This window comes from Rhodococcus sp. WS1 (assembly GCF_003797745.1).
Lineage (GTDB): Bacteria > Actinomycetota > Actinomycetes > Mycobacteriales > Mycobacteriaceae > Rhodococcus_F > Rhodococcus_F erythropolis.
In genome coordinates, this window is sequence record NZ_RKLZ01000002.1 from 1314369 (window position 1) to 1328254 (window position 13886).

The 13886-nt window shown below is 61.7% G+C and carries 14 protein-coding genes; 6 read left to right on the plus strand and 8 right to left on the minus strand.

The features are described 5' to 3' along the window. Genes EEB12_RS18705 through EEB12_RS18720 form a run of 4 tightly spaced genes read left to right on the plus strand, consistent with a single transcriptional unit; the run spans position 1 to position 4619 of the window. Positions 1-348 (plus strand): plastocyanin/azurin family copper-binding protein, encoded by a 348-nt coding sequence (locus EEB12_RS18705; protein WP_021331818.1) that lies wholly within the window; start codon positions 1-3, stop codon positions 346-348. Between the two features lie 23 nt (positions 349-371). Beyond that, positions 372-2174: an ABC transporter ATP-binding protein gene (locus EEB12_RS18710; protein ID WP_258537253.1), complete on the plus strand. Its 1803-nt coding sequence runs from the start codon at positions 372-374 to the stop codon at positions 2172-2174. Next, a complete protein-coding gene (locus EEB12_RS18715; protein WP_141488293.1) occupies positions 2171-3904 on the plus strand; it encodes an ABC transporter ATP-binding protein in 1734 nt (577 codons plus the stop codon). The genes EEB12_RS18710 and EEB12_RS18715 overlap by 4 nt, the downstream gene beginning before the upstream one ends. Positions 3905-3929: 25 nt before the next feature. After that, positions 3930-4619, plus strand: coding sequence for a vancomycin high temperature exclusion protein (locus EEB12_RS18720; RefSeq protein WP_019745580.1), 690 nt, complete (start codon positions 3930-3932; stop codon positions 4617-4619). 95 nt (positions 4620-4714) lie between these two features. Here EEB12_RS18720 and EEB12_RS18725 read toward each other — a convergent pair whose 3' ends face one another. The 8 genes from EEB12_RS18725 to EEB12_RS18760 form a co-directional block, all read right to left on the minus strand. Beyond that, complete coding sequence (locus tag EEB12_RS18725) at positions 4715-5551, minus strand: methylamine utilization protein (RefSeq protein WP_141488294.1); 837 nt, start codon at positions 5549-5551, stop codon at positions 4715-4717. Between the two features lie 74 nt (positions 5552-5625). Further along, positions 5626-5949 carry a cupredoxin domain-containing protein gene (locus EEB12_RS18730; RefSeq protein WP_141488295.1) on the minus strand — a complete coding sequence of 108 codons (324 nt, stop codon included), beginning with the start codon at positions 5947-5949 and terminating at the stop codon, positions 5626-5628. After that, positions 5949-6296 carry a plastocyanin/azurin family copper-binding protein gene (locus EEB12_RS18735; protein ID WP_003940240.1) on the minus strand — a complete coding sequence of 116 codons (348 nt, stop codon included), beginning with the start codon at positions 6294-6296 and terminating at the stop codon, positions 5949-5951. The genes EEB12_RS18730 and EEB12_RS18735 overlap by 1 nt, the downstream gene beginning before the upstream one ends. A gap of 27 nt (positions 6297-6323) precedes the next feature. Continuing rightward, positions 6324-7913, minus strand: a complete 1590-nt coding sequence (locus EEB12_RS18740) for a multicopper oxidase family protein (protein WP_113682643.1) — start codon at positions 7911-7913, stop codon at positions 6324-6326. Continuing rightward, complete coding sequence (locus EEB12_RS18745) at positions 7910-9229, minus strand: hypothetical protein (RefSeq protein WP_141488296.1); 1320 nt, start codon at positions 9227-9229, stop codon at positions 7910-7912. Before EEB12_RS18745 ends, EEB12_RS18740 begins: the two co-directional genes overlap by 4 nt. Then, positions 9226-9897, minus strand: coding sequence for a methylamine dehydrogenase light chain (locus tag EEB12_RS18750; RefSeq protein ID WP_029256402.1), 672 nt, complete (start codon positions 9895-9897; stop codon positions 9226-9228). The genes EEB12_RS18745 and EEB12_RS18750 overlap by 4 nt, the downstream gene beginning before the upstream one ends. Before the next feature lie 75 nt (positions 9898-9972). Then, entirely contained in the window at positions 9973-10581 is a 609-nt protein-coding gene (locus tag EEB12_RS18755) for a redoxin domain-containing protein (protein WP_019745575.1), read from the minus strand. A 43-nt stretch (positions 10582-10624) separates the two neighbouring features. Then, a complete protein-coding gene (locus EEB12_RS18760; RefSeq protein ID WP_141488297.1) occupies positions 10625-11215 on the minus strand; it encodes a MauE/DoxX family redox-associated membrane protein in 591 nt (196 codons plus the stop codon). Positions 11216-11563: 348 nt separating this feature from the next. Between EEB12_RS18760 and EEB12_RS18765 the strand changes: the two genes are divergently transcribed. Both EEB12_RS18765 and EEB12_RS18770 read left to right on the plus strand, forming a co-directional pair. Continuing rightward, the gene (locus tag EEB12_RS18765) at positions 11564-13102 is read left to right on the plus strand and encodes an APC family permease (RefSeq protein WP_080909863.1); all 1539 of its coding nucleotides are present in this window, start codon (positions 11564-11566) and stop codon (positions 13100-13102) included. Beyond that, positions 13099-13884, plus strand: a complete 786-nt coding sequence (locus tag EEB12_RS18770) for an IclR family transcriptional regulator (protein WP_141488298.1) — start codon at positions 13099-13101, stop codon at positions 13882-13884. The genes EEB12_RS18765 and EEB12_RS18770 overlap by 4 nt, the downstream gene beginning before the upstream one ends. Positions 13885-13886: the final 2 nt, after the last annotated feature.

Sequence of the window (13886 nt, forward strand, 5' to 3'; positions counted from 1 at the left end):
ATGTCAGTTCGCACCGGGTTGACCACATTGATCGCTGTTGCAGCGGTGTTCACGCTGACGTCGTGCGGAGGTGAATCACAGGGTTCCACCGAGCAAGCGCCGGTCGAGATCTCGGTGAAGAACCTTGCGTACTCACCGAACTCCGTCACTGTGCACACAGGACAGACGGTCACGTGGATTTTCGAGGACCAGGGAATGCCGCACGATGTCGTGTTCGCCGAGTTGGGGATCAAGAGCGATCTCCAAGGAAGCGGAACCTACAGTCAGACCTTCGACAAAGCCGGAACGTTCACCTACACGTGCACACCACATCCGAACATGACCGGCACGATCATCGTCGAAGAGTGAGTAACTCGATGACAGTGAACTCGATGACAGTGAAGGAGACTGTGGCCTTCGAAGACTCGCCTGGTCTGGTCGACCGAGACGCTTTGGGCCGCATGATCGCTCCCGTGAGAAATCACCTGCTCCTGGGTGCTGGTTTGTCGGCGCTGTCGGTGCCGCTACGATTCCTGCCCTACGTTTCGGTGGTCGAGATCGCGCGGGTGCTCCTGACCGACTCGTCGTTGAACCTGGTCTGGCTGTGGGCCGCAATCGGTGCAGCGGGCACAATTCTCGGATTTGTCGTCTACAACGCAGCGCTGACCGTGTGCCACACCGCCGACGCGCATTTCAAATACTCGATCCGCTCGCGTATCGCTCGGCATCTGTCCCGAGTTCCTCTGGGGTGGTTTGCAAATGGTGGCACCGGTGAAGTGAAGCAGGCGATGACCGACGACGTGAAGCGGATGCATCTTCTCGTCGCTCACCTTCCCGCCGACGTGGTACCCGCGATCCTGTCGCCGATAGTGGCCCTGATCTATCTGGTGGCGATGGACTGGAAGTTCAGCCTGGTCCTGGTCGGCTACATCGGAGTGTGTCTCGCTCTTGCCGCGCCGTCGATGCGCAGAGCCTATCGAACGAACGTCGACTCCTGGAATCTTGCAATGTCGACATTGACCTCTGCGACAGTAGAACTGGGCGACGGTATCGAGGTCGTCAAGACGTACGGGAGTGGGAGTCGCGCATTCGCGCGCTACTCGAGCGCTGTCGATTCGATGGTTGCGGTGTGCGTGCGATGGATGTCGGGGATGGGAAGGCCGGTGGTCGCGATGTCGATCCTCCTCTCACCGGCGGTACTCATCGTGGTCATCACGGCGACGGGAACCGCAATGTTGTCCGGGGGTTGGATTACCCCGGTAGCTCTTGTTGCCTTTCTGGTCGTCGGAATCGGTGTTCCGTCGTCGGTTCTGCACATGGGAACGATGGCCAACCTCTACCGCGAAGGCCAACTGGGAGCGACTCACGTCGAGAGCATCCTCGGCGAACCAGAGCTGGCCGAACCTCAGGATGCAGTGCCTGCTCGCAGCACTTTGGTCGAATTCGACAGCGTCGGCTTCGAATACACCACTGGGCAGCGCGTCCTCGAGAACATCTCCTTCGAGATGCAACCGGGCACCGTGACCGCGATCGTTGGCCCCTCCGGCTCCGGCAAGACCACTTTGGCGCGTCTACTTCCGCGGTTCTGGGACGTGACGGACGGGTCTATTCGACTGGGCGGAAGCGATTTACGAGATCAGTCCAGTCGTGAAGTCTTGAGATCGATGGCCATCGTCTTCCAAGATGTTGTGCTCCTGCGGGACAGCGTGCGCGAGAATATTCGGCTCGGTCGACCGGATGCAACGGATCTGGAAGTGGAGACAGCGGCGAGGCGGGCGCAGATTCACGACGTGATCATGCGACTGCCGGACGGGTATGACACCGAGATCGGTGGTGGTTCGGGCGGTGAGCTGTCGGGTGGGGAGAAGCAACGCCTGACGATCGCCCGCGCCATCCTTCAGAACCCGCCGATCGTCATCCTGGACGAGGCGACTTCGCAGGCCGATCCCCACAGTGAATCGGCCGTTCAACGCGCACTGGGCGAGATCAGTGCAGACGGCGGCACCCTGATGGTGATCGCTCATCGACTGCACACCGTCCGATACGCCGATCAGATACTCGTTCTCGACGCCGGACGGATCGTGGAAAAAGGTACGCACGAACGGTTGTCGGCGCTCGGCGGAACCTACGCGCGGATGTGGGCGCTCCAGAACCCTCTCGTCGAAGACATATCTCCGCGAAAGGCGCTGCAATGATTCGAGACCTGGACGAAATCCTCGGGCGCGACAATGGGATGCGAGGTCAGATAGCAGGTTTCACGCTCGCCGGGATACTCGAGGGTGTCGTCTTTGCACTGATGATTCCGATCCTGAAAGCGGTGGTTCGCGGCGATTACGACGCCGCAGTTCCGTGGGTTGTCACGGCTGCTCTCGTGGCGGTGGCCTGTGGCGCCGTACGGTGGATCGCCGAGAATCGGGCGTACCGCATCGGAATCGAGGGTTTTGCCGGTGGAATCATGCATCGCTTCGGTGAGCACTTGGTGCAGGTTCCGCTCGGGTGGTTCAGCAAGGCAAACCGTGGAGCGTTCACTCGCCTGGTCACCGAGGGCACGGCTATCTTGATGAGCATCCCGGGAATGATCATCGCGCAACTCGTCACCGTCACGGTGACTCCAGCGACAGTGGCGATCGCTGTCTTGTTTGTGGACTGGCGACTGTCTCTCGCGATGGTCGTCTTCGTTCCACTGGGGATTCGGGCTTACCGCAACGTGCAACGGGCGGTTGTTCCCGAATACGAGGCGATCGGCAAGAGCGAATCCGAGTTGGCATCGCGCGTCGTCGAATATGCACAGGCGCAGCAAGTTCTACGTTCGGCCGGTAAGAGTGGCCAAGGCTGGACTCGGTTGGACGAAGCTCTTGTGTCCAACCGGGACGCACACCTGCAGGAAATCGGATCGGTCGACAAGTATCTGCTGCGCTTCATGATCGTCGTTCAGGTTGCCTTTCTCACCGTCCTGGTTCTGGCGGCGCTGCTGGTCACCACCGGGTCCATCGACACAGCAAGCGTGATCGTTGTTCTCGTGTTAGCCGTGAGGTTCGTGGAGCCGATGCAAATGCTCGCAGGATTCGGTGAAGGTATCTCACTGGCCCGGGTGTCGCTCGGATCTGTCCGAGAGATGATCGATGTACCGGTGCTGGCGGAGCCTGAGGTGCCGAAAGAGCCTACCTCGTATGATATTCGGTTCGATTCGGTTTCCTTCGGCTACGGCCCGGATCGCGTGATTCGTAACGTGAGCCTCGAATTCCCGGACTGCTCGGTCACTGCTCTGGTCGGTTCTTCCGGTTCCGGAAAGACAACTCTGGTTCGGCTGATCTCCAGATTCTGGGACGTCGACGAAGGTGCGGTATCCATCGGGGGAGCCGATGTTCGCGACATCGGAACGAGAGCATTGATGTCTCGGATATCGACTGTCTCACAGCAGGTTTACCTGTTCGACGGAACCATCCTGGAGAACGTTCGGTTGGCGAGACCGGATGCCACCGAGTCGGAGGTCCGTCAAGCAGTGGTGGATTCCAGGCTAGGCGAAGTGATCGACCGTTTGCCGAGCGGTGAGGAGACCAGGGTAGGTGAAGGCGGATCACTGCTGTCCGGCGGTGAACGTCAGCGGGTCTCGATTGCGCGGGCATTCCTCAAGGACACTCCGATAGTTCTTCTCGATGAAGCGACTTCCGCCCTCGACGGAGAGAACGAAGTCGCCATCACCGAGGCAATTCACCGATTGGCCCGTGGTCGAACGGTGGTGATCATCGCTCATCGCCTGTCGACTATTCAGGGAGCAGATCGCATCGTCTACCTCGAAGCCGGAGGGGTGGAGGAGGTCGGTTCCCACGAAGACCTGATCGCGCGAGGTGGAAAGTACTCGGATCTGTGGGCCGAGCGCAGTGGCGCGGAGGGATGGAGGATCGACCGAGCACTCGAGCCATGAGCAAACCGTGTGGTTTGATCGACGAATGGACGAAGCTGCTGCAGATCCAGTGAAACCGCCGCGCAAGCGCAGGTGGCCTCGTTGGGTCGCAGGCATTGCGGTGCTCGGAGCAGTTGTCTACGCGGGCTCGATCGTGTGGATCTCCGTGGCGTCGGCCGGACATACGTCAGACGCCGCCGATGCTCCCGACGCTCCGGTTGTGATCGTGCTGGGCGCGCAGATCAAGGACGGTAAGCCGATGGCTTTCCTGAAAGGGCGGCTGGACGCAGCAGTCGAACTGGTGGAAGCGGGAAAGGCTAAAGCGGTCCTGGTCTCCGGCGACGCGAACGGCGGCTCGGGTGACGAGATCGCGGCGATGACGAACTACCTGGTGGAGCAGGGAATAGATGAGCGTCGCATCGTGGGGGATCCGTACGGCCTCGACACCTATGACACCTGCTTCCGGGCCATACATACGTATGGGGTAACCAAGGCGTTGATCGTCACTCAGGGGTATCACGTGCCCCGCGCTGTTGCGTTGTGCCGAGACGTCGGCATCGACGCAGACGGTGTGAACAGCGATTGCGGGTGCGCAACTCCCACGCTGATCAAGAACGCCGCGCGGGAGTGGGTTCTTGCCAAGCCCAAGGCAGCGCTGGACATGCTCTGGAGTCGGGACGCAAAGGTGACGTCGCCGTCGGAGGACTCGGTCCAGGTGGCGCTGTCGATTCCCTGACGCGGGGTGAGTGCGCACGGTTTCTGTCGAGTGAACACACGCTCCGGAGAGTCGGAGCGTGTGTTCACTCGAGGTGAAGGGTGCTAGCTCGACAGTCAGATCAGTGCTGCGGCGGCGAATGCTCCCAGTGCGATCAATGCCGCGCCGGTGACGCTCTGCACGCGACGGTCCACGACGCACATGATCGAGAGGAATCCCGGCATCGAGCCACCACGCTTGGTGTGCACGATTGCCGCGAGGCTGGGCATGCAGCGGCCAAGGGATACGACCGTGAACAGCGCCGCCCCGAGAGCCGGTGAACCCGAAGCCATGACGCCGAGTGCCAGGAGGTAGTACGCACTCGAGCGGATGAAGATCAGAAATCCCGGACCGATGATCGCGCCGAAGATCAGCGAGACCTTCCAGGGCGCCATTGTGCGGCGCAGATGGCGCGGAAGCTGTTGGCGCCGCATCGGAGTCGGCATCCTCACCGCACCCAACTCGTGCAGCCCGTACGCAACCGCGACGACGGCCCAGACGCCCAGCGCCCAGCCGATCGGGACGTACCCGGACATCGCCGCACCGAGAGCGCCGATCAATGCCCCGGTGACGGCTCCCGTCGTGACCGAACCCAGAGCGTGCCAGCCGAGTCGGCGGACGGGGATCGAGGATCCCTTCCGATCTACCTGCTTCGGCGCGGCAACAACTCCGGCGACGGACATTCCGCAGGTCGACCAGTTCGCAGCCAGCGACGTAACCAGTCCGGCGCCGATAACAGCTGTGGTCAAAGCTGTTGTCGCAGATGGCGTGGCCACGAGTGCGAGGCCGGCACCCGCAGCAGCGCCCGCCGCGACGAGGCTGACACGGGTCGCGGTGCCGACCGAGCCTTGAAGGGTCGGCCGGATGTCAGGGACATCGGTCTGCAGTGGGCCGTGTGAGAGAACAGTAGTCATCAGATCCTCCGAAGTGTTTGTGGTTCAGGAAAAGTGTTGAGCCGAAGTCGCAGCGAAAAGTGATGAGCCAGGTTTCACAGCACTGTGATGACGCCGATCATGTACGGGTGGACGGAGCACGAATACTCGTAGACGCCGACGCTCTCGAACGTGTGCCGGAACGTTCCGTCTCCGGTGATACCACTGTCGAACAGGCCGGGTGATTCCACATGATGCAGGAGTCCACCGTCGTCGAAGCGCCACTCGACGGTGCCGCCGTGTTCCACGGTGACGTCCATCGGGCTGAACTGAACATTGCTGATCTCGACCACCACGTCGGGGACGGGATCTTCTGTGCCGCAAGCTGGGACAAACGTCGCCGCGACAGCGAGGCCGAAGCCGGCGATCCACCTCCTCACTATTGAACGATCACGGTGCCCACCATCATCGGGTGGGGCGTGCAGTGGTAGGTGAAGGTGCCGGCGTCGTCGAACGTGTACGAGAAGGTTCCCTCGGTGAGCAACTCGCTCTTCAGTTTCCCGTCGAGATCACCGTTGCCGACCACGTCGTGGGGGAGTCCGCTGTCGTCGAACTTCCATTCGACGGTCTGTCCCTTCTCGATGGTGACCGATGCCGGTGTGTACGCCATGTTCTTCACCTCGATCACGACTGCAGGTTCGTCCGAAGACGCACCGGCATCACTACTGCAGGCGGTGAGGCTCAGGGCAGCGCACGCGGCCAGGAAAGCGGGAACGAGTTTCTTCATGAGGTGTTCTCTCCATTCTTCGACTTGTCAGCGGACGTAACGCAAATTTGCCGTCATGCCGGCCTCGAAGTGGTAGGCGTTGTGGCAGTGGAACATCCACTCGCCGGGATTGTCGGCGTCGAACTCGATGGCAAGCTCGGTGCCGGGTAGGACGTTGACGGTGTCGCGGCGAAGTCCGCCGTAATCCGGTACCGCAAACGTGTGGCCGTGGGTGTGCATGGGGTGCCACATCGTGGACGTGTTCTTCATCGTGATCCGGACCCGTTCGCCCTGTTTCATGACGAGCTTGCCCGCATCGGCTCCCGCCATTCCCCAGACGTACCGATCGCCGGCCTGGATCAATTCGATGTGGTAGTCGCGATCAGGCGACTTCATCTCGAGCCGTGCGGATTCCGTGGGCCGGAGTTCGCTTTCGGTGACCAGTCGGCCGGCCAGTTCCGAGAGGTTTCCGCCCACATCCGGATTCGCCAGCGCCAACGCGTCGGTGCTGCGTAGGACGGTCGACGCATAACCATCTCGGCCCTCGACCTTCGCCACCACCGGCCATGTTCCCGACTTCACCGTCACCAGTACGTCGTAGCGTTGGGCCATTCCGACGATGATGGTGTCGGCGGGAGTTGGTTCCACGTCGTAGCCATCGGTAGCGACGATTGTCATCTCGTGACCGGCCACCGCAAACCGGTACGGAGTTTCGGCCGCTGCGTTGATGATTCGCAGTCGAAGGGTCGAACCGGGCGCTGCAGTGACGACAGCAGGATCGTTGGGTGGCCGCCCGTTGATCAAGTGCAGTGGATACGCGATGTGTTGAGTCATCCCGCCGAGTGGTTCGGAAGAACCGTGTCCGCCGCTCACCAACTGTTGCGCGACGGACATGTCGGCTTCCGAGTGTTCCGCCGGAGTCGTTGCCCCACCGCCGTGTCCGCCGTGCCCGCCCGAAATTGCCGGGTTCAGGGCCATCAGGACGGAATCCGGTGTGGTACCCAATCCGTCGAGCCAGTCGTCGAGCACCAGAACGGCATCGGCGTCGGCCCCGGTGATGTCGTTCGGGTCCTCGACGATCATGGCGCCGAAGAGCCCCCGATCGGCTTGTAATCCGCTGTGCGAGTGGTACCAGTACGTTCCCGGATCCGGTGCGATGAAGTTGTACTCGAAACTCGAACCGGCGCCGATGGGTGCCTGCGTGGTGGGTGCCGCGCCGTCCATGTCGTTGCGGATTCGAATTCCGTGCCAGTGCAGTGTTGTTTCGGCATCGAGGCCGTTCTGGACGCTGACGTTCACCCGGTCACCGGACTTCAGCCGAAGTTCCGGAGCCACCGCAGCGCCTCCGTACGTCCACGTGTCCACGAGGCGTCCGCCAAGATCTACCGTCGAGAATCCGGCGGCAAGGGCAAACGCAGCGGTGGTCCCGTTCCAGGCTCGCGCCGATTCTGCGGCGGCAACTTCGGGGTCGGTGGGCAGGATGTAGTCGAGATCGGTCGTGGGCGTCGGAGATGCTGCAGTGGAACTGCATCCGGCAATCGTCCCCATTGCGCCGAGCCCGAGTGCTCCGGCGCCGAGTGCTCCCAAACTCAGGAAGCGGCGCCGGCCCATCACCACACCGGATCCGGGACGACTCATCGGAGTACTTCTGGTGTGATCAACCCGCTGACATCACCGACGTTGCCCGAGACATCGACGGAACTGACCTGCTCGCCGGTGCTCGCGTTGTAACCCACGATCTTCTGCGGAGCGGAGCCTTCGACCTCAGGTCCCGAACCGAGCACGTAGAACGTGGCGCCGTCGACGGAAAAGGTCATGCTCTTGATGTCTGTCAAGCCGAGGTCTGCCAGCGTCAAGCTCTTCACCGGGGCGAAGGTCGTTGCATCGGACAAGTCGATCTTGACCAGTGAGCCTCCCCGAGCAGAGTCCGGATGAATAGCCGTGTCCGTGTACGCGATTGCGAGCCGGGTTGCGTCGGCATTGATGACGTTCTCCGAGAATCGACCGGAATCCTGCCCGGCGTTTCCGATCGGCTTGACACCTTCCTGAGGCAGTCCGTTGGAGAAGTCGAAGACGTACACATCGCCGTTCTCACTGACCAGCAAGGCTTTTTGTGCTTCCGATGCCCACGTGACCTTGCGGGTGGAGACAAAATCTTCGGGTAGGACCTTGCTTCGGGCGGTTTCCTTCGGAACACCGTCGTCACCGATCGTGACGTGCAGTAGTTCCCGGGTGTCCTCGCAGACGCTGTACAGCTCGTGATCGACCATCCACGTGAACGGACCGCAGCCGACTATCTGGAGTGCACCGGTCGCTTCCTTCTTCTCGAGGTCGACCACTCTGATTCCGTACAAACCGTCGTCCCACGTGACGAAGAACTTGCCGTCGGACGTCACGGCGTTCGAGCCGGGACGGGAATGTACGCGTGCGACGTCCGGAAGCACGACCTCGGCTGGTTCCAGCAGGTTTCCGGAGTAGGTGCTGACCGTGAAATCTGCTGCGCCGCGGGAACCTCGGGGGCGCCACACCTCGGCAGCGAGCACCGCAGGATCCTCGGCGGAATCCCCGACGAATCCGTGAATGACCGGGTCCCAGATACCCGGGCCGACGGTGATTCGGCTTTCGGCCACACCGGTTTTCGGATCGATGACGTTGACGCTGAGCTCGAGCTGGCCGAATCCACCTTCGACGCCCAGCAAGCGGTCAGCTGCGATCGGGGTGATCGAACCGACGTGCAATGGCTCGGGAATGGTATCGCCGATTTCCTGGTCGTCGTGACCGAGGGAGATCCCCTCGCCCGGAGCAGTGAACGGAACTGTCGGATAGGTGACATCGCCTGTGCTGGAGGGTTCGTCGTTGTCGGACGAACTGCAACCGGCCAGCGCGAGTACGACGGTGAGTGGGATGACGGCAACGGCGGGGCGCGCCAGTTTTCGGGTTCGCGAACTGCTCATGATCCGGCACCGACCTTGGGGCGCTCGGCCGGTCGAGTCTGGCAGTCCTCACCGATGATGGGCGCCATCGTGCAGGTGTATGCCTGAGACTCGTCGGAGACACACCAGATGATTTCCTGGTCGTAGCTTCCGGAGACCGGGTTGTACATCACGGCCTGCATGTCCGGTTCGCCGCAGAATGCGTTGGAACACGAAGGTGCACCGCAGCAGTCGTAGTAGGCGATCAGATAGGTCTTGCCGGTATCAGGGTTGGTGCAGCATCCGACCCAGAACTCTGCGCCGGGCTTGCTGCCGGGGGCGCAGGTGGTGACACCGCCGCCGTTGCATGCGGCACAGGACGTTCCGTCCATGTTGCACCAGCGCCAGTACTCGCACTCGGCCGGATCTTTACCGTCGTAGACAGGGACAAGAGGTTCGGGGCCAGGTGCCGGCGCAGGAACCTCGGGCTCTTGGGCGAAGGCACTACGTGTCACAGGAAGTGTGCTGATCAGTGCCACTCCTGACACACCCATGGTCCACTTGCCGATCCGACTGATCATGGATCGCCGCGAAACTCGTTCGGAGAGTTTACGTCCGGTTCGACTGGTGAGCGAACCGCCCTGGCCCGCCATCCATTCGGCCTGGGCCTGAACTGTCGCCTCGTCGACGGGATATCGATTCTCCGTCATGTTGTGCTGCGGGAATTCATTGTCGTCCAACGATTTTCTCCTGATTCGTGAAGAGGATCGAACTGTGCAGGAAGATCAGGCCGCGCTGCCGGATTTCGCCTGGGCATGAAGGTGCTGGAGTGAGGGGGTGCCGGATTCGAGCGCATTGAGCAGGCTTTCCACCTGAGCCATGTGATTGCACAGGCCCTTTCCTCGGATCTTGCCGTGCTCGTCGAGAATCACGCCGTACGGAGTGGTGCCCACCTGGTATGCGATACCGACGTCTCGAGCGTCGATGTAACTGAGCTCGGAACCGATCCCGCTGCCGGCCAGGAACTCGCGATGCTCTTCGGGTGTTCCGTCGGAGATGATGATCACGTCGAGATCCGATTCGGCTCGGGCCATTGCCCTTACGCCGGGAAGAAGGCTCTTGCACGTCGAGCAACTCGGTGCTGTGAACAGCAGGAGTTGAGGTTTGTCGCGGTGACCACCGACTCCGACGGTCCGTCCTTCCTGATCGATGAGACCGGCAAACGACGGGCCGGCCTGTTCGACCTTGGGGCCGGTATCCATCATCCGGGCACCGAGAGGTCCGAGACGTACTTGTACGCGGCCGATTTCACGAGCCAGAGCAAGAACCATCAAGAACAGTACGGCTACGGCGATCACCAGGATCACTGTCGCGACAAGGAGGAAAGTGGTCATCGTGGTAGTCCTGCCTTCGAGTTTTCAGTGGTGGGGATGTGAGTCACGAGCCGTACCGCGACGCGGTTTCGGCGGTTCGGAGGCGGATGGAGGCGCTCGACAGGTAGTCGTCGACCGGGCGTCGTCCGAGGTGGACCACCGAACGAATCTGTGCGAGCGCAACTCCAGCCAGAACGAGGAGGAATCCGAAGGTCGCCGCCACGACCTGGACGCCGATCTCAGCCTGTCCGGCGGTGACCGACAGCGCCACAGCGATCACCGCGAGTGTTCCGGCGCGAACGGCGTGGAACCATCCGATACGCGGAATCTCGCCGACTCCGAATGCAAAACATCCGCAGTCCAGATCGCGTCGCCCACGCAGGAGGTTGATCGTGAGGCCCGTGAAGAACGACGCGAACATGATGGCAGCAACCAAGGCGGCGAGGCGATGGGCCACGCCGAGAACCAGAAGGATGCCTACGACGGTTTCCGCGACGGGAAGGATGCGAGCGATCGGTACTTCGAGTCGCACCGGCAACACTTTGTATCCGCGCACCGAACGAAGGACCCCGTCGTGGTCGTTCAGCTTGGGAATGCCGGCGAGCAGGAGAACAAATCCGATGATCGCCGAAGTGGTGGCGCTGACCGAGTCCATGCTTCCTCCGTTCCTCTCGGGTAGTGCCGGTGGTGTGTGGGACACATCCTGTACGGGCGATGCTGCGAACCCGCGTCGACCGCGCTACGCCTGGACGAGGTGCAACTGAGAGAGCAGTTGTCGTGTGAGAATCGGAGAACTAGCAGGTCAAGGTGCTCCCGGAGGGGACGGATACCGTCGGCCGCCCTTGATCCGGCATGACGCTGGGTGGGAAACAGAGTCGGATTCTCACTTGAAAGTTCTGTGCGCGCCATCGTGGAAACTGCGCGGAAACATAAGCGGACTAACTTGACCGAATTCTGACAATTCGCTCGTAGGTTCGGGCCTGGACGCGACGGACGGTGACACATGGCCGTGAGTGCGGCACTGCGTGCAGCGATCACGCGAGCGCAGAATGCGGATCAACACAGTGAGCCCGTGTTCTCCCCGCTCCGTGGTCTCGGACGAGGACGTTTGACCCCGATCGACCTGTTGGGGCAATCACTCTCCACGATCGCTCCGGCAACGGGAATGGTGTTCATCGCCCTGTGGATGATCACCTACAGTCCCGGCTACGTCGGGTTGGCTGCGATTGCTGCGACAACTTCGGCGGTGTTTCTCGTTGCGTTCTGCATCACTCAATTCACGCGGAGACTGGCCGCAGCAGGATCGTTGTACAGCTTCGTCTTCCAAGGCTCCGGTATCCGGGCGACACTGACGGCGGGTGCCGCACTGGTACTCGGGTATCTCGGAATCTCGGTTTCGGTTTTCTCACAGGCAGTTCCGAGTCTGCTCGATACCATCGCCATTGTCGGCCCCGACGTGCGAGGGACCGCCGCGACGGTGATCACGACGGTGGCGATTGCCCTGGCCGTCGCGTGGATTGCAGTGCGCGGCGTCCGGTTCGCCACCCGAGCGATCCTGGTCGTCGAAGCGTGCTCGTTGATTCTCATCGTCGTGGTCATGCTGGCGACGCACAGTGACACGACAACTGCTGTTGCCCTGCCGAATCCGTCGCTGAGTGCAGTTCCGTTTCTCGCGATGCTGACGGTGCTCAGCATGGCGGGCTTCGAAAGTTCGGCCTTCTTCGGTCCGGAAGCGAAGCGACCACTCATCAGCGTCACACGCACGGTTCTCATTTCGCCGATCATCTGCGGGGTCCTCTTCGTTTTTGCGGCCTGGGCGGCGATGACCGGCCACGGCGCGACGATCGTCGGAGCGTACTTCGAGGGAACGGCATCGGGGGCCAGCGCGGAGGTGGTTCTGGCAGTCAAGATCGGAATGACGTGTTCCTGGTTCGCATCCACTCTCGGTTGTGCGCAGGCGGGTTCGCGGTTGTTGTATTCGATGGGGATCGAACGGGTACTACCTGCGCCGCTCGCTCGCGTGCACAGACGGTTCCGCACCCCGTACGTTGCGGTACTTGCGTTCGTCGCCGTAAGTGCGGCAGGCGTATTCATCTATTCGGATACGGTTCGCGACGATTCGGGATCCTTCGACGGCGTGGTGGAGACCGCGTTGGTCTGCGCTTACACGCTGGTGGCCTTTGCTTCGTGGAAGTTCTTGCGCCGAATCGGGGAACATACGTCGCTGACCCGGATATGCACCCTGTCCGTGAGTACCGCCGGTGCTGGTCTACTGGTCTACATCGTTCTCGACGGTGCGGTTCACGGGATGTGGGCACTGCCGATCGCTGCTCTTGCTGTTGCGGTGTCGGGGACAGTGTGGAGCGCATTGCTCCGTAGAGCCAGACCTGAAAGCCTTCTGATGGTTGGCGCTTTCGACAGCGTCGAGACGGCGGACCTGTTGCCCGGTGCTGGCACTCTGCTGATCGACGGTGACGGGCGAAGGCGACTCGTTCCGGATCGTGGGACCTCCGAGGGTGACTCGCCGGAGCATGGGCGGTGACCGCGGACCGTGCAACCGCTGGTCCACGATCAGGAAAACAGATCGGCGAAGAGACCCACTTCAGTGGACAACAACCGCGTGCGGTTCAAAAGGCGCTGGGGATGCTCGAGGCGGTGGCTCATCTGGGACCGGGAACAACCGCGAAGGAGATCGCCACTTTTGCAGGCGTTCCATCGGCCACGGCGTACCGGATGCTGAATCTGCTGGTGGCGGAGGGCTTTCTCGTGCGGGTGCCGGACCTGTCAGGGTTCGCGTTGGGGCGTCGGACTGCCGAGCTCTCGCATGCGGCGTCGTCGAGTGGTCCGGCGCCGACGCTGCACGAGCGCGTCGAGGACATGCGGACACACACGAGGTTCGGATTGCACGTCGCGTCATTCGCCGGTGGGCGCTTGCGGTTCGTCGACAAGGATCCGGATCACGAGATCATCGGAATAGCGGCGCTGCCGAAGAACCTTCACGCGAATGCGCTGGGGAAGGTTCTGTTGGCGCACGACGAGCGGTTGCTTTCGGGTTTGGAACTTCGCCGGGTCACGGAGTTCACCCTCGGTGATTTCGATGCGTTGTATGAGCAGCTGAGGTCTGTTCGCCTGCAGGGTTTTGCATTCGAGAACCAGGAATGCCGCCTGGGTCGATCCGCGGTGGCAGTACCGGTTCGAGATCACGCAGACCAGGTGGCCGGCGGGTTATGTGTTCAGGGAGCGAGCGGGCGAGTGACGGACGAGGATCGAGAGTTGGTCGGTTTCCTACTCGATTGTGCGCGTCAGCTCACCGGATTGCTCTGACG